The 24604-nt window shown below is 52.3% G+C and carries 22 protein-coding genes; 9 read left to right on the top strand and 13 right to left on the bottom strand.

Going from position 1 to position 24604, the window contains the following annotated elements; all coding sequences use genetic code 11:
* The first annotated feature begins 581 nt into the window (after positions 1-581).
* The gene (locus tag DES54_RS13495) at positions 582-1118 is read left to right on the top strand and encodes a helix-turn-helix transcriptional regulator (protein ID WP_113868235.1); all 537 of its coding nucleotides are present in this window, start codon (positions 582-584) and stop codon (positions 1116-1118) included.
* A gap of 26 nt (positions 1119-1144) precedes the next feature.
* Here DES54_RS13495 and speA read toward each other — a convergent pair whose 3' ends face one another.
* Positions 1145-3124: a biosynthetic arginine decarboxylase gene (speA, locus tag DES54_RS13490; RefSeq protein WP_113868225.1), complete on the bottom strand. Its 1980-nt coding sequence runs from the start codon at positions 3122-3124 to the stop codon at positions 1145-1147.
* A gap of 707 nt (positions 3125-3831) precedes the next feature.
* Here speA and metK point away from each other — a divergent pair.
* The 7 genes from metK (at position 3832) to ruvX (ending at position 9337) form a co-directional block, all read left to right on the top strand.
* Positions 3832-4983, top strand: coding sequence for a methionine adenosyltransferase (gene metK, locus DES54_RS13485; RefSeq protein ID WP_113868233.1), 1152 nt, complete (start codon positions 3832-3834; stop codon positions 4981-4983).
* A 143-nt stretch (positions 4984-5126) separates the two neighbouring features.
* On the top strand, positions 5127-5639 hold the full coding sequence (locus DES54_RS13480; protein ID WP_113868231.1) for a SprT family zinc-dependent metalloprotease: 513 nt from the start codon (positions 5127-5129) through the stop codon (positions 5637-5639).
* A 97-nt stretch (positions 5640-5736) separates the two neighbouring features.
* A complete protein-coding gene (gene endA, locus DES54_RS13475; RefSeq protein ID WP_113868223.1) occupies positions 5737-6429 on the top strand; it encodes a deoxyribonuclease I in 693 nt (230 codons plus the stop codon).
* Positions 6430-6552: 123 nt separating this feature from the next.
* Positions 6553-7287, top strand: a complete 735-nt coding sequence (rsmE, locus tag DES54_RS13470) for a 16S rRNA (uracil(1498)-N(3))-methyltransferase (protein ID WP_113868221.1) — start codon at positions 6553-6555, stop codon at positions 7285-7287.
* An 11-nt stretch (positions 7288-7298) separates the two neighbouring features.
* Positions 7299-8258, top strand: a complete 960-nt coding sequence (gshB, locus tag DES54_RS13465; RefSeq protein ID WP_113868219.1) for a glutathione synthase — start codon at positions 7299-7301, stop codon at positions 8256-8258.
* A 93-nt stretch (positions 8259-8351) separates the two neighbouring features.
* Positions 8352-8915, top strand: a complete 564-nt coding sequence (locus tag DES54_RS13460; protein WP_113868217.1) for a YqgE/AlgH family protein — start codon at positions 8352-8354, stop codon at positions 8913-8915.
* Positions 8915-9337, top strand: coding sequence for a Holliday junction resolvase RuvX (gene ruvX, locus DES54_RS13455; protein WP_113868215.1), 423 nt, complete (start codon positions 8915-8917; stop codon positions 9335-9337). The genes DES54_RS13460 and ruvX overlap by 1 nt, the downstream gene beginning before the upstream one ends.
* A gap of 84 nt (positions 9338-9421) precedes the next feature.
* Here ruvX and fbp read toward each other — a convergent pair whose 3' ends face one another.
* The gene (gene fbp / locus DES54_RS13450) at positions 9422-10426 is read right to left on the bottom strand and encodes a class 1 fructose-bisphosphatase (RefSeq protein WP_113868213.1); all 1005 of its coding nucleotides are present in this window, start codon (positions 10424-10426) and stop codon (positions 9422-9424) included.
* 167 nt (positions 10427-10593) lie between these two features.
* Here fbp and mpl point away from each other — a divergent pair, with 167 nt between their 5' ends.
* Positions 10594-11979 carry a UDP-N-acetylmuramate:L-alanyl-gamma-D-glutamyl-meso-diaminopimelate ligase gene (mpl, locus tag DES54_RS13445; RefSeq protein ID WP_113868211.1) on the top strand — a complete coding sequence of 462 codons (1386 nt, stop codon included), beginning with the start codon at positions 10594-10596 and terminating at the stop codon, positions 11977-11979.
* Between the two features lie 81 nt (positions 11980-12060).
* Here mpl and DES54_RS13440 read toward each other — a convergent pair whose 3' ends face one another.
* The 11 genes from DES54_RS13440 to nnr all read right to left on the bottom strand — a co-directional run bounded on the left by DES54_RS13440 (position 12061) and on the right by nnr (position 24478).
* The gene (locus DES54_RS13440; protein WP_113868209.1) at positions 12061-13359 is read right to left on the bottom strand and encodes an adenylosuccinate synthase; all 1299 of its coding nucleotides are present in this window, start codon (positions 13357-13359) and stop codon (positions 12061-12063) included.
* 99 nt (positions 13360-13458) lie between these two features.
* The gene (locus tag DES54_RS13435) at positions 13459-13659 is read right to left on the bottom strand and encodes a DUF2065 domain-containing protein (protein WP_113868208.1); all 201 of its coding nucleotides are present in this window, start codon (positions 13657-13659) and stop codon (positions 13459-13461) included.
* 94 nt (positions 13660-13753) lie between these two features.
* Positions 13754-14743, bottom strand: a complete 990-nt coding sequence (hflC, locus tag DES54_RS13430; RefSeq protein WP_113868206.1) for a protease modulator HflC — start codon at positions 14741-14743, stop codon at positions 13754-13756.
* Positions 14744-14746: 3 nt separating this feature from the next.
* Positions 14747-16006 carry an FtsH protease activity modulator HflK gene (gene hflK, locus DES54_RS13425; RefSeq protein WP_113868204.1) on the bottom strand — a complete coding sequence of 420 codons (1260 nt, stop codon included), beginning with the start codon at positions 16004-16006 and terminating at the stop codon, positions 14747-14749.
* Between the two features lie 93 nt (positions 16007-16099).
* Complete coding sequence (gene hflX / locus DES54_RS13420) at positions 16100-17380, bottom strand: ribosome rescue GTPase HflX (protein ID WP_113868202.1); 1281 nt, start codon at positions 17378-17380, stop codon at positions 16100-16102.
* Positions 17381-17472: 92 nt separating this feature from the next.
* The gene (hfq, locus tag DES54_RS13415) at positions 17473-17772 is read right to left on the bottom strand and encodes an RNA chaperone Hfq (RefSeq protein WP_113868200.1); all 300 of its coding nucleotides are present in this window, start codon (positions 17770-17772) and stop codon (positions 17473-17475) included.
* 112 nt (positions 17773-17884) lie between these two features.
* Positions 17885-18826, bottom strand: a complete 942-nt coding sequence (miaA, locus tag DES54_RS13410; protein WP_113868199.1) for a tRNA (adenosine(37)-N6)-dimethylallyltransferase MiaA — start codon at positions 18824-18826, stop codon at positions 17885-17887.
* Positions 18819-20732: a DNA mismatch repair endonuclease MutL gene (gene mutL / locus DES54_RS13405; protein WP_113868197.1), complete on the bottom strand. Its 1914-nt coding sequence runs from the start codon at positions 20730-20732 to the stop codon at positions 18819-18821. Before mutL ends, miaA begins: the two co-directional genes overlap by 8 nt.
* 49 nt (positions 20733-20781) lie before the next feature.
* Entirely contained in the window at positions 20782-22476 is a 1695-nt protein-coding gene (gene amiB, locus DES54_RS13400) for an N-acetylmuramoyl-L-alanine amidase AmiB (protein ID WP_113868195.1), read from the bottom strand.
* Entirely contained in the window at positions 22473-22955 is a 483-nt protein-coding gene (tsaE, locus tag DES54_RS13395; protein WP_113868193.1) for a tRNA (adenosine(37)-N6)-threonylcarbamoyltransferase complex ATPase subunit type 1 TsaE, read from the bottom strand. The genes amiB and tsaE overlap by 4 nt, the downstream gene beginning before the upstream one ends.
* The gene (nnr, locus tag DES54_RS13390; RefSeq protein WP_113868192.1) at positions 22952-24478 is read right to left on the bottom strand and encodes a bifunctional ADP-dependent NAD(P)H-hydrate dehydratase/NAD(P)H-hydrate epimerase; all 1527 of its coding nucleotides are present in this window, start codon (positions 24476-24478) and stop codon (positions 22952-22954) included. The genes tsaE and nnr overlap by 4 nt, the downstream gene beginning before the upstream one ends.
* Positions 24479-24604: the final 126 nt, after the last annotated feature.

The raw sequence follows: 24604 nt of genomic DNA, 5'->3' as shown, positions 1-24604 counted from the left end.
TTTTATGGATGGTTTTCTGCATCCGACGTCGTTCGGTACGGGGTATTGGTGCTATGATCGGCATCGCTCAGTCCGGTTGGTGATTTGTGATTTTTAGCGATTGATCAGATCGCTCAACTCGGACTGAGTTCCCTCAAAGTGATCTACTATTTGGAACAGCTATTTAGTTGATAGCTTTATGGAATTGATATCGTGGATTCAATAGTTTTTTTTGATGAAATTTCATTTTTTTTAATGTCTGTATTTAAAATACCAGACCGATGTATTTTAAAGATAGAAATGGTTCAACAAATCAAGCATACTATGACTTCAGCTAGAAAAATATTTTCCAATATTATCATATGGATATGGATTTAGCCTATTGCTGTGCCAACTATCATCTCCAGATATCTATTTTATAAAAACTTACGCGCTACTCGTTCTTAATAACTGGGTAACATTGAACAACATAAACAACTGTTGTTAGTTTATGTTCTTTCTTCAAAATAAACGCATATGTGTTAAAAGCCATGGATGTGAGAATTTACAGTAAATGTAACTTTACGACTGTGGGCTTACGGGAGATTCTGTCCAGCATGCCGATGCTAACCGTTAGGCCCGTTAATAGGTTCACTCTGCAACAAGGAAAGAAAAAATGCATTTTCATCATTGACGGCAGCAGTGAAGGGTTCGAGGAATACTATGAATCAATAAGAACGCATTTTTATAATGTGGCTTCAGCGTTTCTTATCATCAATAATTCACCTCTTCATTTTCCGGTATGTATTGATGAAAAAACCATTCTTGTTTCTAAAGCGACATCGATAGATTATTTTTATAAATTCTTGGGTGTGGTGCATCAACATGACAAGCGCCTATTCTGCCCTGTCAGGCTATCTAAATCCGAGTATGTGGTTTTTAAGTATTGGAGCGCTGGCTGCACAGCGGAATCGATAGCCTATATGATTGGATTAAATAAAAAATCCGTATTGAACAGTAAATCAAGATTACTGAATAAATATGGCGTTCAGGACAAAAATTCGTTGCTGCTTATCGCTAAAATCCTTTTCAGGGACAGCACATTGGAAGAAAGGGATGTGTCGCCACACCCCCTGGTAGGTCAACTCTCTTTCCGTTAGCGGTACGCCGTTTTCACGCCAACGGCTTATTCATCTTCCAGATACGTATAGCCATAAAGACCGGTTTCAAACTCTCGCAGGAACTGTGCTTGCAGTTCCATGTCCAGATCGGTTTCCTTAACCTGATCGCGGAAACGGGCCATCAGCACTTCAGGATCCAACTGCACATATTCCAGCATGTCAGCAACCGTATTCCCCTCATCAGACTCTTCAATCTCGACGGAGCCATCCGGGAACACAAAAATGTCGACGGTCGCGGTATCGCCAAACAGATTATGCATATTCCCCAGAATTTCCTGATAAGCCCCGACCATGAAAAAGCCCAACAACGGCGGGTTTTCTGGATCATAAGGCGGCATCGGCATGGTTGTCGCGATACCGTCGCCATCAATATAGTGATCGATGGAACCATCGGAATCACAGGTAATATCCAGCAGAACCGCGCGACGCTCCGGCAGTTTATCCAGTCCTTCCAGCGGCATGACCGGGAACAACTGATCGATCCCCCATGCATCCGGCATAGACTGGAACAATGAAAAGTTCACATACAGTTTATCCGCCATACGCTCCTGCAATTCATCAATCACCGGACGGTGAGCGCGGTTACTGGGATCCAACTGCTGCTGAATCTTCTGGCAGATACTGAGATAAAGCTGTTCCGCTTTCGCCCGCTGGGTTAAGTCCAGCATGCCGTGAGTATACTGAGTATGCACATCGTGCAAATCCATCTGGCTGTCATGTAACCACTCACGCAGTGAACGCCGTTTCCCCGGTTGTTTAATTTCCTGCCAGGTTGACCACAGGCTTTCCAATGCGCGTGGCGCGTTTTCGTCAGGTTCTGTCGGTTCACTGAATTCGTTACGCTCAACACCGATAATGTTGGACACCAACACGGTATGGTGAGCCGTCACCGCCCGGCCCGATTCCGTAATCACGGTCGGATGCGGTAATCCATGTTCATTACAGGCGTCGCCGATACCCCAAATCACATTGTTGGCATATTCATTCAGGCCATAGTTGACGGAGCAATCCGACTGGGAACGGGTTCCTTCGTAATCCACGCCCAGCCCGCCGCCTACGTCAAAGCACTGAATATTGACGCCCAACTTGTGCAACTCAACATAGAAGCGGGCTGACTCACGCACACCGGTCGCAATATCGCGAATGTTCGCCAGTTGCGAACCCAGATGGAAATGCAGCAATTGCAGGCTTTCCAACCGTCCTGCGGCACGCAGCGTTTCAACCAGTTGCAGAACCTGAACCGCCGCCAGACCAAATTTGGATTTCTCGCCGCCGCTGGACTGCCATTTGCCTGAACCTTGCGAAGCCAGACGCGCACGCACGCCAAGACGCGGGATCACATTCAGACGCTCCGCTTCTTCCAGCACCATCTCTATTTCGGACATCTTTTCAATGACCAGATACACCTTGTGGCCAAGCTTTTCGCCGATCAGCGCCAGACGAATGTATTCACGATCTTTATAACCATTGCAGACAATAACCGTACGCGTCATGCCCGCGTGACCCAATACGGCCATGAGTTCGGCCTTGGAGCCCGCTTCCAGCCCCAGCGGTTCTCCCGAACTGACCAGAGATTCAATCACGCGTCGATGCTGGTTTACCTTGATGGGATAAACCAGGAAGTAACCCCCTTGGTAACCAAAAGAGTCGCGCGCCCGTTTAAATGCGGCATTAATGGAGCGCAGACGATGCTGAAGGATTTGCGGGAAGCAGAACAGCGCGGGAAGACGTTGATGGTTCTCCTCCTGCAATGTTTTGACCAATTTGGCCAGATCGACACGCGCCTGCGGCACATCGGGATCAGGACAAACGCTGATATGCCCTAACTCGTTGACATCGTAGTAATTATTACCCCACCAGGCAATATTGTAAGTACGAAGCATTTCGCTGGCATTCCGGTCATTCATGGCAACCTCCTGCATTGAGCGCAAATTTTCATGTTTACCCGTCGCTGACGAGCCGTGTTGAATCATGTCGTCAGACATAACGAACCTCTTCTTTTTTTATACTGCAAATCACATCCGTACCTGCATTATTGGTAGCCCGCAGAAGCATGCCTGCAACATGCCGCATCGGCAGTGAAAACATCGGCAAAAAACCGGTCAGAAAACAGTTTGCCGCCGTTTTATTACGCTTATTAGTGTAAAACACGTTGTCGGACTCCGTGGGACGGGTCAGAAAAACGCGTGGTAAAACCACAGGAAAAAAACATCTGAACCAGGGAAACGTCGCGGATTAACCGGCCCTGGAATCCTGTGTCGAATTTAAAGACAGGCAACTTCGGGCAAATAAAAAGAAGGGTTGAGCAGCCGACACTATCGCGTCAGAAAAAAAGCGTTGCGGGCGCAACACACTCAGTAAACAACGGATCATTAATCCTATCACCTCCACGCGCGCCGCAAACTATGCGGTCAGCTATCTTATGAAACAGTTGACTATTACATAACGGGTAACAAACCGCTCGCCGTTTATACAGATATGACGCCGGAAAAGCAAAATGAAAATGTCCCTGACAGCCTCTGATAAAAGAAAATAATACTGATGCCGAAAAACAGATAGCAAGTCCGCGTGAAAAACTACTGGCACTCAAGCCGGAAGGTGACCTAGAATGATAGCCATCCAGATGTTAATCCATCTATACCGATTAACCGATATACTGCTTAACGGCTTTGATTTGAAGGTAAAGAAACTCATGGCTAAACACCTTTTTACGTCTGAGTCCGTCTCTGAGGGACATCCTGACAAAATTGCTGACCAGATTTCCGATGCGGTTCTTGACGCCATTCTACAGCAAGATCCTAAAGCCCGCGTCGCTTGTGAGACTTACGTAAAGACCGGCATGGTGTTAGTGGGTGGTGAAATTACCACCAGCGCCTGGGTTGATATTGAAGAGATCACGCGTCGAACCGTGCGCGATATCGGTTATGTGAATTCCGAGATGGGCTTTGATGCCAACTCTTGCGCCGTGCTGAGCGCCATCGGCAAACAGTCTCCCGATATCAATCAGGGCGTTGACCGCCGCGATCCGCTTGAACAAGGCGCTGGCGATCAGGGCCTGATGTTTGGTTATGCGACCAATGAAACCGATGTGCTGATGCCAGCGCCGATTACTTACGCTCACCGCCTGGTTCAACGTCAGGCGGAAGTGCGCAAAAACGGAACGCTGCCGTGGTTGCGTCCCGATGCGAAAAGCCAGGTCACCTTCCTGTATGACGAGGGCAAAATCGCCGGTATTGATGCCGTGGTTCTGTCCACCCAGCATGCTGAAGACATCTCTCAGAAAAACCTGCACGAAGCGGTGATGGAAGAAATCATTAAGCCGGTTCTGCCTGCGGAATGGTTGTCTGCCGGCACTAAATTCTTCATCAACCCGACCGGTCGCTTTGTTATTGGCGGCCCAATGGGTGACTGCGGTCTGACCGGTCGTAAAATCATTGTCGACACCTACGGCGGCGCGGCGCGTCACGGCGGCGGCGCGTTCTCCGGTAAAGATCCGTCGAAAGTTGACCGTTCCGCCGCTTATGCTGCGCGTTATGTCGCCAAGAACATCGTGGCCGCAGGTCTGGCGGATCGTTGCGAGATCCAGGTTTCCTATGCGATCGGCGTGGCTGAGCCGACGTCGATCATGATCGAAACGTTTGGTACAGAGAAGATCGCCACCGAGCAGCTTACCCTACTGGTGCGTGAATTTTTCGACCTGCGTCCTTACGGATTGATTCAGATGTTGGATCTGTTGCACCCGATTTATCAGGAAACCGCGGCTTACGGACACTTTGGCCGCGAACATTTCCCCTGGGAAAAAACCGATAAGGCCGCACAGTTACGTGAAGCCGCAGGTTTATAATCCCCGGTTGACGCAATAACCTGCCCAACACGGCGCATGAAGAACGGCGAATAAAAATTCGCCGTTCTTCATTATGTCTTTCCGCATCTTTCCTGCCCGCCCATCTATTGCATCCCCCTGCCGCTCGATTTATGCTCCCTGCCATGAACACACCACGAATTCCCATCGCTCATCATCAGGCAGTCATGCGTTGCCTGCGCGCTAAGTTACAGCAGGCTAATGTCGTCCTGAACACCCAGTACCCGGAACCGACGGTCAGTTACCAACAACGTGGCACAACGGCGGGCAGCGCCTGGCTTCAGCACTGGGAAATTCGGTTGAACCCCCTGTTGTTACAAGAAAACCAGCAGGCTTTCATTGATGAGGTGGTGCCTCATGAACTCGCTCATCTGTTGGTCTTTGCCCGTTTCGGAAAAGTTCCTCCGCACGGCAAGGAATGGCGCTGGATGATGGAACATGTGCTACAGGTTCCGGCAAGACGCACGCACCGCTTTGCGGTCCAGTCCATGCAAGGTCAAACGTTCTCTTATCAGTGTGATTGTCGACACCATGAGTTAACCGTGCGGCGCCATAACCGGGTTCAGCGCGGCGAAACAGAATATCGCTGTCGTTATTGTGGAAAAATCTTACGATTCAACGTAATAAATTCCATTTAAAATAAAACTCTCAGCATTAAAAACCAATTTTTGCATTTGCCTGCCGTCGCGACATCCGGTAGTCTGCCAGCTTTGTTGCTTGTGGATTATTTGGAATATGCTACGTAAAATTCTCGCTACCGCCGCGGTTGGGATCGGCTTCTTTTCCGCCGCCGCCTTCAGCCAAAACATAAATAACTTCACGCAGGCGAAAGCAGCTGCGGTAGAAGTCAATCAGGGCGCGAAAACATTTTACTGTGGCTGCGACATTACATGGCAAGGCAAGAAAGGGACGCCAGATCTCAAATCCTGCGGCTATCAGGTCAGAAAAAACGCGTTGCGGGCTAATCGCATCGAATGGGAACATGTCGTACCCGCCTGGCAGTTCGGCCATCAACGCCAGTGCTGGCAGGATGGCGGCAGAAAAAATTGCACTAAGGATCCGGTGTACCGCGAAATGGAAACCGATCTGCATAACCTGCAACCCGCCATCGGCGAAGTGAATGGCGATCGTGGGAATGCCATGTACGGACAGTGGAACGGCGGCGGCGAGCAATACGGTCAATGCGAGATGAAGGTCGATTTCAAAAATAATCTGGCTGAGCCCCCGGCCCGCGCCCGTGGCGCGATTGCCCGCGCCTACTTCTACATGCGCGACCGCTACCAGTTGCGTTTATCCCGTCAGCAAACCCAGCTATTCGAAGCCTGGAACCAGCAATATCCCGTCACCCCGTGGGAATGCACGCGCGACCAGCGGATTGCCGCGAAACAAGGGAATCACAACCCTTACGTTCAACAGGCTTGCCAGTAACTGTCCAGCTACCTACTATAACGGTTAATCAGCACAACCACCGTCAAGATGACGGTGGTTAGTTTATCATGGATAGCAGGCTGTCCACCCCGAATTCACTACGCATAAGGTTAGAACATCAGCATGCGAATACCGCGCATTTTTCATCCGGAAATCCTTCCCGGCGCTGGAGGTGAAATCGAATTGAGCGAAGATGCCGCCAACCATGTAGGCCGCGTGCTGCGAATGAATACCGGCCAACCACTGGAATTGTTCGACGGCAGTAATCAGGTGTTTGACGCGGAAATCATACAGGCTGGGAAAAAAAATGTGCGAGTACGTTTCACCGCAGGTAAGTTGGAAGACAAAGAGTCGCCATTGCACCTGCATCTTGGACAAGTCATGTCGCGCGGCGAAAAAATGGAGTTCACTATTCAGAAATCCATCGAACTTGGCGTGAATATCATTACTCCCTTGTTCTCTGAACGCTGTGGGGTAAAACTCGATACCGAGCGTCTTGAGAAGAAAGTCGGCCAATGGCAAAAAATCGCGATTGCCGCCTGTAAACAATGTGGTCGTAACCGCTTGCCAACCATTCGTTCCGCCATGACACTGGAAGCATGGTGTGCGGAACAGGATGCCGCGTTAAAACTCAATCTGCATCCGCGAGCAACACAGAGCATCAATACATTGCCGCTGCCGGTCAGTCAGGTTCGACTGCTGATTGGCCCGGAAGGAGGTCTCTCCTCCAATGAAATTTCAATGACCGCAGAATACGGATTTACCGACATCCTGCTGGGGCCACGAGTGTTGCGAACAGAAACAACAGCACTCACCGCGATTACAGCCTTACAGGTACGTTTCGGCGATCTGGGGTAAAGGAGAAAATAATGATCAAACTCGGTATTGTGATGGACCCTATCGACGCCATCAATATCAAGAAAGACACCAGCTTTGCCATGCTGCTGGAAGCACAGCGTCGTGGTTGGGAACTGCATTACATGGAGATGAATGACCTTTATCTGCATGCGGGCGTTGCTCGGGCAACCACGCGTCGTCTTAACGTCCAGTATGATTACGATGGCTGGTATGATTTCTCCGGCGAGCAGGATATCGCGCTGGAAGAGTTGGATGTGGTGCTGATGCGTAAAGATCCGCCTTTCGATACGGAATTCATTTACGCCACCTACATTCTGGAACGTGCGGAAGAGAAAGGCACGTTGATCGTTAACAAACCGCAGAGCTTGCGCGATTGTAACGAAAAGCTGTTCACCGCCTGGTTCCCGCATCTGACACCGGATACCCTGGTTACCCGCAGCGCGGACAAACTGCGTCAGTTCCACCAGAAACACGGCGACGTTATTCTGAAACCGCTGGATGGCATGGGCGGCGCTTCTATTTTCAGGCTGAAACAGGATGATGCCAATGTTTCGGTTATTGTTGAAACCCTGACCGAACATGCCAGCCGTTATTGCATGGCGCAAAATTATCTGCCGGCGATTAAAGACGGTGATAAACGCGTTCTGGTGGTTGATGGCGAACCTGTCCCTTATTGTCTGGCGCGTATTCCAAAAAGCGGCGAAACCCGAGGCAATCTGGCGGCAGGCGGACGTGGCGAAGCTCGCCCGCTCAGCGAAAGCGACTGGAAAATAGCGCGTGACGTCGCACCGACGCTGAAGCAAAAAGGGCTGATTTTTGTTGGTCTGGATATTATTGGCGATCGACTGACGGAAATTAACGTCACCAGCCCGACCTGTGTGCGTGAAATTGAAGCCGCCTACCCGGATGTCTCTATTACGGGCATGCTGATGGATGCCATTGAAACACGCCTGGCCGCACGCCACTGTTAACCGGTTTTGCCGAACCGGAAAAGCATAAATAATCGGCTCGTCTTTTATGGCGAGCCGTTCCTAAACGCCGACAGGGATCGATAAAATCACATAATGAATTTACAGCATCACTTTCTCATCGCTATGCCAGCACTACAGGACACGGTCTTTAAACGTTCGGTGGTCTATATTTGCGAACATAATGAAGAAGGCGCCATGGGGTTGATCATCAATAAACCCATGGAGCAGTTTACTGTGGAAAATGTGCTGAAAAAGCTGAAAATAGATCCTACGCCACGCGAGCCTGCCATCCGTTTGGATAAACCGGTTTTCGCCGGCGGACCGTTAGCGGACGATCGCGGATTTATCCTCCACACGCCATGCGCTGGTTTTGCTTCCAGTATCGGTATTTCCGAAGATACGATGATCACCACATCCAAAGATGTGCTGGAAACGTTGGGAACCGCCAGGCAGCCTCAAAATACGCTGGTCGCACTGGGTTATTCCGCCTGGGACAGCGGCCAACTCGAAAATGAACTGCTGGAAAACGCCTGGCTGACCACACCGGCAGATAAAGAGATCCTGTTCCGCACGCCGATTGCCGAACGCTGGCGCTTAGCGGGGAAAAAACTGGGGATAGATATCCATAATATCTCCACTGAAGCAGGTCATGCCTGATGGCAAGCCGAACGATTCTCGCTTTTGATTTCGGAACCAAAAGTATTGGCGTGGCGATCGGTCAGGACATCACGCGCACCGCGCGTCCCCTCACCGCGTTTAAAGCCCAGGAAGGAATACCGGACTGGCAGCAGGTGGAAAAATTGTTGGCGGAATGGCGGCCCGACCTGGTGGTGGTCGGCTTACCGCTCAATATGGATGGCACGGAACAGCCGCTGACCGCACGGGCAAGAAAATTCGCCAATCGTCTGCATGGTCGTTTTGGCGTCCAGATAGCGCTGCACGATGAGCGCTTGAGCACGGTAGAAGCACGGGCTGAACTGTTTGAGCGAGGTGGCTTTCGGGCGCTGGATAAAGGCAGTGTGGACGCGGCATCAGCCGTCATTATTCTGGAAAGTTGGTTTGCCGCGCAAACATCGTAAAATGGGGAAAAAGTATGTTCAGTGCGCCTGGCGGCACAGGCACACTGAAGAATAAACCAGCAACACCCGGTGAAAAAGCAGCGCTTACGCATCCGGGAACTCACGGATAAAACGCTCCACATCATTCACCATGGCTTCTGTACCAACAAAGAAAGGCGAACGCTGGTGCAATTTCTCCGGCGTGATGTCCAGAATACGGTTCTTGCCATCACTGGCTTTGCCGCCAGCCTGCTCCGCCAAAAACGCCATCGGGTTACATTCATAGAGCAAACGCAACTTGCCTTGCGGATAGCTGGCGGTGCTGGGATAAAGGTAAATGCCGCCTTTGAGCAGGTTACGATGGAAATCCGCCACCAGTGAACCGATGTAACGTGAAGTGTAAGGACGTTGTGTTGCCTCGTCCTGCTCCTGACAATATTTAATGTATTTCTTCACGCCGCTCGGAAACTTGATGTAGTTCCCTTCGTTAATGGAATACATATTCCCTTTTTCCGGGAAGCAAACCTTTTCATGCGACAGACAGAACACGCCGAGCGACGGATCATACGTAAAAGCATGGACGCCGTGACCGGTGGTGTAGACCAGCATGGTGGATGAACCATAAACGATATAGCCCGCCGCCACCTGCTTGTTACCGGCTTGCAGGAAATCCTCTTCCGTCACCGGCTGACCCAGGGGAGCAATACGACGATAAATGGAGAAAATGGTGCCGACGGAAACATTAACATCAATATTCGATGAACCGTCCAGCGGATCCATCAATACCACATACTTGGCGTTCTCGGCCCGGTCACCGTCAAAGATAACGATATTGTCTTCTTCTTCGGAAGCAATACCGGCTACTTCGCCACGCGCTTTTAAAGCCGCTTTCAATTTTTCATTGGCATACAGATCGAGTTTCATCTGTACTTCGCCCTGAATATTGGAAATGCCGCTGGTTCCCAGAATATCAACCAAACCCGCTTTATTAATGTCGCGATGGATAATCTTGGCGCCCAGCTTAATCGCTGACAGCAGCGCGGTAAGTTCACCGGTCGCATGAGAGAAATCGTGCTGTTTTTCGACGATAAATTCGCCTAACGTTTTCATAACACTATCCCGAATCTACGAATGAAAAGCGGTTCCATTTATACACCGCCAACGTTTGCGCATGCAGTGTAGCCCAAAGAGAAACCGAGTACCTAGTCAAATCCATTTCTTATGCCGGATTCATGGCGTTAGAATGTGACGCAGACTCACTTGACGATGGAAAATGCATGCGTATTCATATTTTAGGTATCTGCGGCACCTTTATGGGCGGCCTGGCGCTGTTGGCCCGCGCATTAGGGCATCAGGTAACAGGCTCAGATGCGAACGTTTATCCGCCCATGAGTACCTTACTGGAAGAGCAAGGGATCACGCTGATTCAGGGGTATGATCCCGCGCAACTCGACCCTGCTCCCGATCTGGTTATCGTGGGTAATGCGATGACGCGCGGAAATCCCTGCGTTGAGGCCGTTCTGGAACAAGGATTATCCTATGTGTCCGGTCCGCAATGGCTGCACGATTATGTGTTACGCGACCGTTGGGTGATTGCCGTGGCGGGGACGCACGGTAAAACAACCACGGCAGGCATGGTGACTTGGATTCTGGAAGATTGCGGCTATAAGCCCAGTTTTGTCATCGGCGGCGTACCGGGGAATTTTAGCGTTTCCGCCCGTCTGGGCGACAGCCCGTTTATGGTTATCGAAGCGGATGAGTATGACTGCGCCTTCTTTGATAAACGTTCCAAATTCGTCCACTACAGCCCGCGGACACTGGTTCTCAATAATCTCGAATTCGATCACGCCGATATCTTCGACGATCTGAAAGCCATTCAAAAACAGTTCCACCATCTGGTGCGTCTAGTGCCCGGCAGCGGCAAAATCATCCTGCCCGCCAATGATGTTCACCTCAAGCAGGTCATGGCTATGGGATGCTGGAGCGAGCAGGAACTGGTAGGCGAGGACGGTGTGTGGAATGCGAAAAAAATGACCGCCGACGCCAGCCAGTATCAGATTTATCTTAATGGCGAACAGGTTGGTGAAGTCCACTGGGAATTAGTCGGCGAGCACAACATGCACAATGGGCTGATGGCCGTCGCCGCGTCCCACCATGTGGGCGTCCTGCCGGCTGATGCCTGTCGTGCGCTTGGGAAATTTATCAACGCACGTCGTCGCCTTGAATTACGAGGCACGGCGCATGGCGTGACCGTCTACGATGATTTCGCCCACCATCCTACCGCCATTCTCGCGACGCTCGCCGCGTTACGCAGCAAGGTCGGCGGCACAGCCCGCATTCTGGCGGTGCTTGAACCGCGTTCGAACACCATGAAAATGGGCATGTGTAAAAATGAACTGGCGCCCTCGCTGGGCCGCGCTGATGAAGTCTTTTTATTCCAGCCCGCCCATATTCCCTGGCAGGTTGCCGAAGTCACAGAGGCGTGCGTCCAACCGGCGCACTGGAGCGCGGACGTTGATACTCTGGTTGAAATGATTGTGAAAACCGCCCAGCCAGGCGATCACATTCTGGTGATGAGTAACGGCGGCTTCAACAACATCCATAATAAACTGCTGGATGCCTTGCAGCATAAGGAACAAGCGGAAAGCGCCGCAGATGAATAGATAATTATCAATCAAAAGGACGGGAAATCCCGTCCTTTCTTCTTTATATCTATCGTTTTAAACACATTTACAACACAAGGATCAAGCGTCGAATGGATCGCGCAGGATAATCGTTTCGCTACGATCCGGGCCGGTAGAGATAATATCAACCGGAACCCCTGTCACTTCTTCCACACGTTTAATGTAGTTGCGCGCGGCCTGTGGCAGTTTGCTGTGTTCCTGAACGCCAAAGGTGCTTTCAGACCAGCCAGGCAAGGTTTCGTAGATCGGCTCAATGCCTTCCCAACCTTCCGCCGCCAGCGGGGTAGTATCCACTTCCCGGCCATCAGGCATGCGGTATCCCACACAGATTTTGACTTCTTTCAGACCATCCAGCACGTCCAGTTTGGTCATACAAAAACCTGACAGCGAGTTAATCTGTACAGCCCGGCGAACCGCTACGGCGTCCAGCCAGCCGGTACGACGGCGACGGCCAGTAGTGGCGCCGAATTCATTACCTTTCTGCGTAAGGTATTCGCCGACATCATCAAACAATTCGGTAGGGAACGGACCCGCGCCTACGCGAGTGGAATAGGCTTTCACAATACCCAGAACGTAATCGACGTAACGCGGGCCCAGACCGGAACCGGTCGCCACACCACCCGCGGTGGTATTGGAAGAGGTCACATACGGATAAGTCCCGTGGTCAATATCCAGCAGCGTCCCTTGCGCGCCTTCAAACATGACAAAATCGCCACGCAGATGGGCTTTATACAACAGGTCGGAAACATCAACCACCATGGCGGTCAGGATGTCAGCAATCGCCAGTACCTCATCCAGCACTTTCTGGTAGTCGACGGCTTCGACTTTATAGTAGTTAACCAGTTGGAAGTTATGGTACTCAACGATCTCCTTCAACTTAACGGCAAACGTTTCTTTGTTGAAAAGATCGCCCACACGCAATCCATGGCGGGCGACTTTATCTTCATAAGCCGGCCCGATACCACGGCCAGTCGTGCCGATGGCGTTGGCGCCGCGCGCTTTCTCACGCGCGTTATCCAAGGCAACATGATAAGGAAGAATTAACGGACAAGCTTCAGAAAGCAATAAACGCTCGCGTACCGGGACGCCACGCGCTTCAAGTTCCGTCATCTCTTTCATGAACGCGTCAGGCGCCAGCACAACACCGTTACCGATGATGCTGACAACATTTTCACGCAGGATGCCAGAGGGAATTAAATGAAGAACGGTTTTTTCACCGTTAATAACCAGAGTATGACCAGCATTGTGGCCACCTTGGTAGCGCACAACATATTTAGCCCGTTCAGTCAGCAGGTCGACGACCTTGCCTTTACCTTCGTCACCCCATTGGGTGCCCAGTACGACGACGTTCTTACCCATCTCAAGAATCACCAGGTTGCTTAAAAAAGGATTCTAACATCTCATTTGCTCGCTTTCAGTACTTTTAGCACACGTTTGCGCACATTTTTTAGAGGAATTTTAGCCTCCCATCCGGCTACGCAACATATAGTAGATCACACAACCGGCTACCACTATCCCTCCGCCGAAACGCCGTAGTGTATTATCCGGCAACTGCGCCATTGCCAAAATCATACGCCGCCAGAGACGGGGCAACAGCAGAGGCCCCAGCCCTTCAATAATCAACACCAGCCCCAGGGCCATCCATACGGTTTCATTCATAAAAACTCCCAAAAACCCGGTGCGGGCATGGAAAATCCGCCGTAAAAAAAGCCCGTAAACACGGGCTTTAGGCAGATTTTACTCAGGATAACGATTAACGGCTGATCGTCGTTTCCGGCGATTTCATATAGCGGAAGAAATCACTATCCGGACTCAGTACCATCACATCCTGATTAGAACTAAAGCTACTTTCATAGGCGCGAAGACTACGAACGAAGGAGTAGAAATCAGGATCTTCACTGAATGCGTTGGCAAACAGTTTCGCGGCTTCCGCATCCCCTTCACCACGGGTAATCCGTCCTTGACGTTCAGCTTCAGCCAGCGTGCGCGTTACTTCATAGTCGGCGGTTGCTTTCAGCTTTTCCGCTTCCTCCTGACCTTGAGAACGGTGGCGACGCGCAACCGCTTCACGTTCTGCGCGCATACGCTGATAAATGGCATCAGACACTTCCGTCGGCAGGTTGATCTGCTTGATGCGCACATCAATCACCTCAATCCCCAACGCCGCCATGCTGTTCGGGTTGACATGCGGCTGGTTGCCAGTCGTTTCCTGCTCAACACGGGCCGCTGCTGAAGCAATGGCGTTATCCGCTTCAGTGGTTTCGCCAGTCCCAGTGTTCAATGCATCGCGTACATCGGTCATCAACTGACCACGGGAATCGGTGACGATGCCTTTCAAATCCAGGCGACCAATTTCGGAACGTAGGCGGTCACTGAATTTACGTTTGAGCAGCACTTCGGCCTGAGAGATATCTCCGCCGCCTGTCGCCAGATAGTAACGGCTAAAATCGCTGATCCGCCATTTGATATAGGAATCAATGATCAGGTCTTTCTGTTCTTTGGTAATGAAGCGATCGGCCTGATTCTCCATGGTCTGGATACGCGCATCCAGCATTTTCACAGAATCGATGAACGGAATTTTAAACTGCAATCCCGGTACATAAATCAGAGGTTTATTCTCATCATCACGCAACACTTTGCCAAAACGCATCACAATACCGCGCTGACCTTCCTGCACCACGAACAGTGACGCATAGACCACCATCAGTACCAGGATCAGAATAAATAGTAAGGGCTTACGCATTGATTATTCTCTCCCTACTCGAGTGATGTCATCACGCTGCGCATTCGCTCTGCGTTGATCCATGATATTTCCACTGTTGCTGCTTCGTGTCTGATTGGAGTTCACACTGCTGTTACCCGATGTGGCCGGCAAACGCAACGGGTTGGCATTGCTGTTGTTGCTCTGGGTATTATCGCCGCTATTCTGGCCGCGCAGCATTTGATCCAACGGCAACACCATCAGATTGCCGCCTTTGTCGTTGACCAGCACCTTACGGGTATGGCTCAGGACACGCTCCATGGTTTCGATATACAGACGCTCGCGAGTAATTTCCGGCGCCGCTTTATACTCCGGCAGTACTCTGGCGAAACGGGCAACCTCGCCCTGCGCTTCCAGAACGGTACGTGTTTTATAAGCACGCGCCTCTTCCAGAATACGCTGCGCCTGACCGTTGGCTCGCGGCTGAACTTCATTGGCATACGCTTCAGCTTCACGAATGTATTGCTGTTCGTTTTCACGGGCGGCAATCGCATCGTCAAACGCCGCTTTTACTTCTTCCGGCGGACGCGCCGCCTGGAAGTTGACGTCCAGCAGGGTTATCCCCATGTTGTACGGACGCACGGTTTCTTCAAGTACGCGCTGGGTATCCGTACGAACGATGGTACGACCCTCGGTCAGGATCTTGTCCATAGTGTATTTACCGATAACGCCGCGCAAAGCGCTGTCGGTGGCCTGACGCAAGCTGTCATCGGCGTTGGTCACGCTAAACAGGTAGCGCTCCGGTTCCGTGACGCGATACTGAACGTTCATCTCCACCCGCACAACGTTTTCGTCCGAGGTCAACATCACGCCTGCCGTCGCCAGTTCCCTCACTGACTCGACATTCACCGCTCTGACAGAATCAATGAATGTGGGTTTCCAGTTCAGACCAGGCTCCACCTGATGGCTGAATTTACCAAAACGCGTCACTACGCCGCGTTCGGCTTCTTTAATGGTATAGAAGCCACTGGCCGCCCAGATGACGACAGCGGCAACCGCCACAATACCGATAACCCGACCGCCAAGGCCGGAACCACCGGACGTACCGCCGTTGGAACCTGAACTTCTTCCGCCTCCCAGTTCGCTGAGCTTTTTACTCAGCTTACGGAAGATATCGTCCAGATCCGGTGGTCCCTGATCTCGACCACCTTTATTGTTATTACCGCCAGAGTTGCCGCTATTATTATTGCTGCTCCCCCACGGGTCGCGGTCCTGTCCGTTATTACCGGGCTGATTCCACGCCATGTTTTAGCTCCATTCTTTATGATAGATGTTCTTCAGGTTCAATGTCCCAGAGTCCGCCAGACTATTTCTTCGCCGTTCAGACCGTTATGTCAGTCAGGCAATATAATCCGTCAGTTTCTGCTCTTGTTTACAGAGGCGACGCCAGTCGGCAATCGGCATGCGGATAACCAGACCGATTTGCCCATCCTCTTCAATCCATTCTTTCTCTATTGCCTGAAGCTGGTAAAAACGACTGCGCAAGCGTCCAACCTGCGGGGGAAGAGACAACGTATATTGCGCAATTTCCCCGGATAGCCGTTCGGTCAACGCTTGAAATAGCAACGGAATACCTTCGCCGGTCTGTGCTGAAAGCCAGACTCTGACCGGCAAATTTTCTTCATTACGATCAATACGTGGCGTAAAATCCTCCAGCATATCAATCTTGTTCATTACTAACAGCGAAGGAATTTCATCCGCTTCAATCACTGCCAATACGTTATCCACCGCTTCGATATTCTCGTCAAGACGAGGGTCGGCGGCATCAACGATATGCAGTAACAGGGAAGCCTGACGCGTTTCCTGTAATGTAGCCTTAAACGCCGCCACCAAATCATGCGGTAGCTGACGGATAAAACCTACGGTATCCGCCAGCACCGTATCCCCGACATCATCCACCTCAATACGGCGCAATGTTGGGTCCAGTGTGGCAAATAACTGATCGGCGGCATACACGTCCGCCGATGTCATCCTATTAAACAACGTTGATTTACCCGCGTTGGTATAACCGACCAGTGAAACTGTCGGCACGTCGGCCCGCATTCGCGCCCGCCGTCCCTGTTCACGTTGTTTTTCCACCCGTTCAAGACGGGATAAAATCTGGCTGATGCGATTACGTAGCAGACGACGGTCCGTTTCAAGCTGGGTTTCACCCGGTCCACGTAAACCGATACCACCTTTTTGACGCTCAAGGTGCGTCCAGCCGCGAACCAGACGCGTAGCCAGGTGACGCAACTGCGCCAACTCCACCTGTAATTTACCTTCGTGAGTCCGCGCGCGCTGGGCGAAAATATCCAGAATCAATCCGGTGCGGTCAATAACCCGGCACTCGCATAAACGCTCAAGATTACGTTCCTGCGCCGGCGTCAGGGCATGATCAAACAGCACCACAAACGCATTTGTTTCTTTTACGACCTGAGCAATTTCTTCAGCTTTGCCTTCGCCGACAAAATACTTGGGATGCGGCGCCTTACGGCTGCCGGTAATCACCTGTAACGACTCAATACCTGCGGAAGACACCAACGATTCAAACTCCAGCAGATCTTCCGTATCTTTATCTTGCGAGAAGTAAATATGAACTAGTATGGCCCGTTCACCGGCTTCATAACGGTCAAACAAGCGAGTAGCCTCTCAAACGAAGAAAAAACACCAAGGCGAGGGAAACTGACGATACGTTCAGCGCCCCCGCCATGGTGAATTGAAAATACGCTTTATTCAGCGTCATCACTTTCCTGGGGCTGTTGCTGCTGACCAGCCGGGTTGCTGCCATGATAGTTGCTGGTGCCTGGATTATTGCTATGGTGAGACACCGGACGGGATGGAACAACAGTAGAAATGGCGTGTTTATACACCATCTGGCTCACCGTGTTTTTCAACAAAATGACAAACTGATCAAAAGACTCAATCTGACCTTGCAACTTGATGCCATTCACCAAATAAATCGAAACCGGAACACGTTCGCGACGCAATGCGTTCAGGAACGGATCTTGCAAGGATTGCCCCTTAGCCATTCTATATTTTCCTTATTTGTTTGTTGTTTGTAACAAAGAACCCTATGGTTCTAAAATAATGATGTCAAAAATTTGTGCGCTGAGACTCGCCAATTGTACACAATCACTCAACCTATGCACTAACAACCTGTATTACCTTGTCCAGTGCTTCTTTTGGGTTTTCGCTATCTAACCAGCAGACATCATCCCAACCACGCAACCAGGTCATCTGACGCTTGGCAAGTTGCCTTGTCGCGCAGACTCCCCGATAAACCATTTCATCGTAATCAACTTCACCGGATAAATACGACCACATCTGGCGATAACCAACACAACGAATGGAAGGCAATTCCGTATGCAAATCGCTACGAGCAAAAAGCGCCCGGGCCTCCGTTTCAAAACCTGCCGCCAACATCTGATGAAAACGCAGTTCAATACGCTGATGCAACAACTCGCGAGTCGCCGGGGCGATAGCAAACTGATGAACCTGATACGGCAACGCTTCACCAGACATTTTTGTCAGTTCAGTTAAAGTGTTACCTGAAACGAAAAAAACTTCCAGTGCCCGCGAAAGTCTTTGCGGATCATTTGGATGAATCCGAGCCGCAGCAACCGGATCTATCTCACGTAACTGGTGGTGCATGGCTTCCCAGCCCTTTTCCCTGGCCTGCGCTTCAATGCGTTGACGTACCGTCGCATTGGCGCCAGGCAGAGGAGAAAGCCCTTCCAGTAACGCTTTAAAGTAAAGCATTGTACCCCCGACTAACAGGGGAATTCGCCCGGACGCGCTGATTTGCGCCATTTCCCGCAATGCATCGCGCCGGAAATCCGCCGCCGAATAGGACTCCGCCGGATCGAGGATATCGATCAGGCGATGCGGCGCCTGAGCCAGTTCCTCCGCGCTCGGTTTCGCGGTGCCGATATCCATGCCTTTATAGATGAGGGCTGAATCAACGCTAATCAACTCTACGGGTAAATATTGCCGCAATGCCATCGCCAGCGCCGTTTTACCCGATGCCGTCGGCCCCATGATAAAAATGGCGGGCGGCAGCGTGGTGTTTGCAAAATCACTCATGTTCCAGCGCCTTGATGACGGCTGCGATGTCCATCATATGTAAAAGTTCGGGCGGCGGCGCCTTAACCAACTGAGGACAAAGCCGCTCGACATCCATCAGGAGTTGTATCGCCTGAGAATGCCCCCAAACCGCCTGTTCGCTCTGTAACCGGCCCGCCAGCCATCCGGCCAGCGCTTGCGGCTCGACCGTCTGATAATCGGCCAGATAGCCTAACAGCTCAGAGATCAAGTTTTGTAAATTTTGTTGGCGTAATGGTAAAGGTACGGCTCTTAGCGTGGCGCGCTGCGCCTCGACCAGCACGTCGATGCCAAATCTCGTCAATAACGCCCGATGCCTCGCCAGTACGTTAAGTTCGGACTTGTTCAGCGTCAGACGTTGCGGGATCAGAAGCGGTTGTGGCCGTAGACCATCTTCAGGCGGCGTCAACTGCGCCGCTTTCAGATAACAGGCGGCCACCGGCAACGACAGCAACGCCAACCCGTTGCGATATTCCAGCACCGCGTAACAAGGCGGATACACCGTCAGCACGCGCCCAAAACCAGCGGTGTTGCTCGCCAGCGGCGACTCAATAACGGCGCGCGTTTTTTCAGCTTGCGCCGCGGCTGAATCCGTCGCTGACGCCACATTCTGAACACGCGGCGGCGGCGCTGACGAAACCTGGCGGGATGAAGGCGCGTCGGCGTCGTCGGCTTGCAAAAGCTTGCGGTACAGTTCGCCTTGTTTCTTCTGATACGAAGAACCCGCCGGATAGTGAGGTTCCCGCGCCTTACCCGACTGTTCGCCAGACTTTTCAGTCGGCGCGGAAGTGGGCCGGGCAAAAAGGTTTGCACCGGCGGCGGTGCGATTTTCCTGTCGCCACGCTATCTGCTGCGCGATCGCCGGTTCGGTGACGGCAAGCGCAGGCGCGGATGCCTGCTGCAATACCGTCATCACCGCCTGATAAATAAAATCATGCACCAGCCGCGCCTGATGAAAGCGAACTTCATGCTTGGCCGGATGCACATTCACATCCACCTGATGAGGATCGATCTCCAGATAGAGAACGTAAGCGGGTTGCTGATCGTCGTTAAGCTGATCCTGATATGCTTGCCGAATCGCATGGTTGATTAACCGATCGCGCATCATGCGTCGGTTAACATAGCAATACTGCATTTCTGATAATTGCTTCGCCCCGGCGGGATCGGCTACCCAGCCACGGATAGTCAAATCGTCATGCTGCCAGAATACCGTTAACGCATGCTGTAAAAACGCACTACCGCAGATACTGCCAAGCCGACGCTCATGTTGAGAAGGATCGCTGGCCGGACGGTATTGCCGGATCAGCTTACCGTTATGATGCAGCGTGATGGCGACATTAAAATGCGCCAGCGCAATCCGGCGCACCACCTCGTCGATATGAGTAAATTCGGTTTTTTCCGTGCGCAAGAATTTGCGTCGCGCAGGCGTGTTGTAGAAAAGATCCAGCACTTCCAGCGTGGTGCCGACCGGATGCGCCGCGGGTTTGACGGTGACCGCCATGTCCCGGCCTTCCGCATAAGCCTGCCATGCCTCAGACTGCTCCGCGGTGCGCGACGTCAGCGTCAACCGGGAAACCGAACTGATGCTGGCCAGCGCTTCGCCGCGAAATCCCATGCTGACAATGGCTTCCAAATCATCAAGCGTGGCGATCTTGCTGGTGGCGTGACGCGCCAGCGCCAGCGTCAGTTCATCCTTTCCGATGCCGCCGCCGTTGTCGCGGATACGTATCAATCTGGCGCCGCCGCGTTCTATCTCGATATCAATACGCGTCGCGCCGGCATCCAGACTGTTTTCCACCAATTCCTTAACCACGGAAGCGGGACGCTCCACCACTTCCCCGGCAGCAATCTGATTGGCTAATTGCGGCGGCAGAACCTGAATCGGCATGGCGTTTCCCTCTAACATTTCCGAATAAAAAAATCAGCGTAAGTCAGTCTTATGCAGACGGAATAATCAACGTCTGACCCAGTTGCACGGCGCCTGAACGCATATTATTGGCCTGCTGGATCGCTATCATGCTGACGCCATAGCGGGAAGCGATCGCACTCAAGCTATCACCACGCACCACTTTATGTTTCACCGGCGCTGCTTTTTTCGTATTCGCCGTTGAAACCCGCGACTTTGATCCTGTCGTCGGGATCACCAGGCGCTGCCCGACCCAAACGATGTCTTTATTCAACTTATTCAACTCGCGGATCGATGCCATGCTCACGCCGTAGCGCATGGCAATGGCAGACAGCGTTTCGCCGCGCACGACGGTATGGCGAGTTGTCCCGCCGTTAGTACTTCCGCTTCTTTTTTCAACCGGCGTAGCGACGCTGGTTGAGCTTTTACTGGCCGCCGATTGCGCCGGGCGGCCTTCCTGCTTTGGGGCGGATTGCAGCGGGTGCGTTTGGAAATAACGCCTCAATCCCTGATAAATCGCACTGGCGATTTTCTCCTGATAGGCGCTGTCGCCCAACAACCGTTCTTCTTCTACGTTGCTGATAAATCCGGTTTCAATCAGTAACGACGGAATATCCGGCGAACGCAACACGCCCAGACTGGCATGTTCAGGCCGGCGCTTATGCAATCCGCCGATGCGTTGCAACTCACTGAGCATCTGAGTTGCAACGTCATAACCGACCCGCTGCGAATGCCCAAACTGCAAATCCAATACCGCCTGACTTAAATAAGGATCGGCGGTGCTGTTAGCCAGCAAATCCCCGGCCCCGCCTAGCAATTCAGACTGTTTCTCATGCTGTTCGAGCCAGTTGGCCATTTCGCTGTTCGCCCGGCGGTTCGACAATACCCATACCGAAGCGCCTTTGGCGCTGCGATTCGGCGCGGCATCCGCATGAATAGAAATCAGAATATTGGCCCCATGTTTGCGCGCCACGTCTGAACGTCCCATCACCGAGACAAAATAGTCGCCGTCACGGGTGAGTACCGGCTTGAAAGCGGGATCGTTGTTCAGCAGCGTTTGTAACTTACGGGCTATTGCGATGGTGACATTCTTTTCCCGTAATCCGTTCAGGCCTATCGCACCCGGATCCTGCCCGCCGTGTCCGGCATCGATAGCCACCACCACACGTTCATTGATCTCCATCGCCCTCGCCGGCGTTCTGACTGGCTTCCGGGCTGATGCCTTGCTATTGACGACCACCGTTGGCTTGTTGTCAAACGGGTTTTTCGCTGGCGCTGACGCCGCCGGGCGTGGCTGAGGGGAAGCCGTCGGTGTGTTTCTCGCTACCGTTTTCGGTTTATCTCCCGTCACCGTAAAGACCACGGTATAACCGGAACCTGTTTTGCGCGTCACGGCGCGGGTTCTGGCTGGCTGCGTCAGATCCAACACCAGGCGCAGGCTTTGCGCATCCTGCGCATTGCTGGTGCGAATACGTTTAATCAGATTCTGTCCGCTAAAATCCAGCGGCAACCCCTGGACAACGGCGGTCTGACGAATATCAATCACTACCCTGGCTGGGTTACTGAGCGGGAAGAACGCATAGATAGGCTGGCCGCTGAAACTCAGGCTGAGCGTTGCCTGACCGGATGCATTATCCACTTGAATATCAGACAGGTTGGCCGCCCAGACCGATCCGGCGAACGTTAGCCATACACACAACAATAGCTTAATCATACGGCTCATCATGGCGCATTTATCCCTGTCTGCCGGGCCAGTCGTTGCAAAATCGTCTCCCCCTGCGCCGATACAGCGCAGAGGTCAGCTTGTCGGCCTTGTTCCCGATAATGCAGATGCAGTTCAAGATCGGCGTCGGGTAAAACGCCCGCGCCCTGCTGCGGCCACTCTATCAGACAGATTGCATCCTGTTGCAGATAATCGCGGATCCCCATGAATTCAAGCTCTTCTGGATCGGCAAGCCGATAGAGATCAAAATGATAGACCGCCAGCGGCGTAAGTTCATAGGGTTCGACGAGCGTATAGGTCGGGCTTTTAACATTCCCTTTATGACCAAGCGCTTGCAAAAAGCCGCGGCTGAGCGTGGTTTTTCCCGCCCCTAAATCGCCATATAGATGAATAACGGTGGCGCTATCGCAAGCTTTAGCCAGCGCAGCGCCTAACGCGATGGTTGCCGCCTCATCGGGCAGAGGTAATACAATTTTTTTCATTCTGTCTTTTCTAAGGGTATCCGCTCAGGATTTACATACCGGGACAACACAGGCATCAGGTCGGTTGCCAACATACCTCGGGTTCCGCGTTGTTCCGCCAGCCAGTCGGCAGCCGCGCCATGCACGACGCAACCGGCGCAGGCGGCATCATACAGCGATAATTTTTGCGCCAGTAAACCGCCAATGATCCCAGCCAGCACATCGCCCATACCGCCCGTCGCCATGCCAGGGTTGCCGACATCGGCAATGGCAAGCGCCCCTTGATCGCTGGCAATCACTGTTCCCGCACCTTTTAATACCACAATACCGCCATAGCGTTTTACCAGTTTTTGACCTGCAAGTAAGCGATCACTTTCAATCTCAGACACGTGACAGTTCAATAACCGAGCCGCCTCGCCGGGGTGTGGTGTCAATACGCGATTCTGCCGTTTATAGGGATTGATTGCCAGCAGGTTAAGCGCATCCGCATCCCATAACATGGGTTTGTTACAATTTTCTGCTAATCGTAGCGCATTTCGCCCCCAATCGTCCTGTCCCAGACCGGGGCCGATCACCACCACATCCGCCCATTCCAGTCCCTGTCGCAATGAATCCGCGGTTAATTCCTGCGTCATCAGTTCAGGACGAGCCGCTAACAATGCGGACAAATATTGCTTGTGAGTAAGTACTCGCACTAATCCTGCGCCACTTCTCAGCGCGGCTTCTCCCGCCATCAACACCGCGCCCCCGGTGCCATCATTGCCGCCGACTATCAGCAACCGACCATTGTCGCCTTTGTGTGCCGTCGCCCGCCGCGGCGTTAACCACGCCGCCAGCGATGCGGCGCTAAGCCGCCTGATTGGGGCGGGTTGTCCGGCCAGCCAACCGGATAAACCCAATGCACTATAGTGTAGCTTGCCGATATGTTCGCGAGCTTGCCCGGTTAACAAACCCGGTTTCAGCGCAATAAACGTCACCGTATGCGCCGCCCGGATAGCCTCGCCCGCACAGCATCCTGTTTCCGCATTTAATCCAGAAGGGACATCCAGAGAAACAATCGGCGCTGCGTGAGCATTGGCCTGAGCAATCAAGGTGTCATAAGGTGAACGCGGCGCGGCGGAAAGCCCCGTACCCAGCAGCCCATCAATAATCAGGTCAATCGTTTCAGGCCATGATTCCTCCGCTTCATGGATTTCTCCGCCCTGAGCCAACCATGCCTGACGTGCGGCCTGGGCTTCCTCAGGTAAAGGACGTTGCCCGGAGCAGATCATCACATACGGCGTTATTCCCGCGGCCAGCGCCAGCGACGCGACCACATAACCATCGCCGCCGTTATTGCCGTGTCCGGCAAGAATAAGCCAGTGACGGGCTGTGGGATACTGTCGGCAGGCGATCTGAAATGCCGCTTCGCCCGCCCGTTGCATCAGCGTGGTTAATGAAACGCCCGACTCGCTGGCCGCCCTCGCTTCTTCACCGCGTAACCATGCCGCGCCAAATACCGCGCACGGCAAAGCTTTTGCGTCCCGCTGTTGGTGGTCAGCCATCACATCCCCCGGAAAGTACCATTGAATGGTTCCAACTTAGCAAGCAAATGAAGCAATCGCCAGAATTAGACGGCGCGCCAACAACATCGGCCAGTTAATGGGAATGTGGTAAAATAGCCCGGTGTT

Source organism: Brenneria salicis ATCC 15712 = DSM 30166, assembly GCF_003315515.1.
Taxonomy (GTDB): Bacteria; Pseudomonadota; Gammaproteobacteria; order Enterobacterales; family Enterobacteriaceae; genus Brenneria; species Brenneria salicis.
This window is presented reverse-complemented; position numbering and strand designations above follow the sequence as displayed.

Excerpts from the sequence above, each read along its gene's own strand:
- DES54_RS13495 (WP_113868235.1), top strand. The coding sequence starts at position 582 with ATGCTAACCGTTAGGCCCGTTAATAGGTTCACTCTGCAACAAGGAAAG.
- speA (WP_113868225.1), bottom strand. The coding sequence starts at position 3,124 with ATGTCTGACGACATGATTCAACACGGCTCGTCAGCGACGGGTAAACAT.
- metK (WP_113868233.1), top strand. The coding sequence starts at position 3,832 with ATGGCTAAACACCTTTTTACGTCTGAGTCCGTCTCTGAGGGACATCCT.
- DES54_RS13480 (WP_113868231.1), top strand. The coding sequence starts at position 5,127 with ATGAACACACCACGAATTCCCATCGCTCATCATCAGGCAGTCATGCGT.
- endA (WP_113868223.1), top strand. The coding sequence starts at position 5,737 with ATGCTACGTAAAATTCTCGCTACCGCCGCGGTTGGGATCGGCTTCTTT.
- rsmE (WP_113868221.1), top strand. The coding sequence starts at position 6,553 with ATGCGAATACCGCGCATTTTTCATCCGGAAATCCTTCCCGGCGCTGGA.
- gshB (WP_113868219.1), top strand. The coding sequence starts at position 7,299 with ATGATCAAACTCGGTATTGTGATGGACCCTATCGACGCCATCAATATC.
- DES54_RS13460 (WP_113868217.1), top strand. The coding sequence starts at position 8,352 with ATGAATTTACAGCATCACTTTCTCATCGCTATGCCAGCACTACAGGAC.
- ruvX (WP_113868215.1), top strand. The coding sequence starts at position 8,915 with ATGGCAAGCCGAACGATTCTCGCTTTTGATTTCGGAACCAAAAGTATT.
- fbp (WP_113868213.1), bottom strand. The coding sequence starts at position 10,426 with ATGAAAACGTTAGGCGAATTTATCGTCGAAAAACAGCACGATTTCTCT.
- mpl (WP_113868211.1), top strand. The coding sequence starts at position 10,594 with ATGCGTATTCATATTTTAGGTATCTGCGGCACCTTTATGGGCGGCCTG.
- DES54_RS13440 (WP_113868209.1), bottom strand. The coding sequence starts at position 13,359 with ATGGGTAAGAACGTCGTCGTACTGGGCACCCAATGGGGTGACGAAGGT.
- DES54_RS13435 (WP_113868208.1), bottom strand. The coding sequence starts at position 13,659 with ATGAATGAAACCGTATGGATGGCCCTGGGGCTGGTGTTGATTATTGAA.
- hflC (WP_113868206.1), bottom strand. The coding sequence starts at position 14,743 with ATGCGTAAGCCCTTACTATTTATTCTGATCCTGGTACTGATGGTGGTC.
- hflK (WP_113868204.1), bottom strand. The coding sequence starts at position 16,006 with ATGGCGTGGAATCAGCCCGGTAATAACGGACAGGACCGCGACCCGTGG.
- hfq (WP_113868200.1), bottom strand. The coding sequence starts at position 17,772 with ATGGCTAAGGGGCAATCCTTGCAAGATCCGTTCCTGAACGCATTGCGT.
- miaA (WP_113868199.1), bottom strand. The coding sequence starts at position 18,826 with ATGAGTGATTTTGCAAACACCACGCTGCCGCCCGCCATTTTTATCATG.
- mutL (WP_113868197.1), bottom strand. The coding sequence starts at position 20,732 with ATGCCGATTCAGGTTCTGCCGCCGCAATTAGCCAATCAGATTGCTGCC.
- amiB (WP_113868195.1), bottom strand. The coding sequence starts at position 22,476 with ATGATGAGCCGTATGATTAAGCTATTGTTGTGTGTATGGCTAACGTTC.
- tsaE (WP_113868193.1), bottom strand. The coding sequence starts at position 22,955 with ATGAAAAAAATTGTATTACCTCTGCCCGATGAGGCGGCAACCATCGCG.
- nnr (WP_113868192.1), bottom strand. The coding sequence starts at position 24,478 with ATGGCTGACCACCAACAGCGGGACGCAAAAGCTTTGCCGTGCGCGGTA.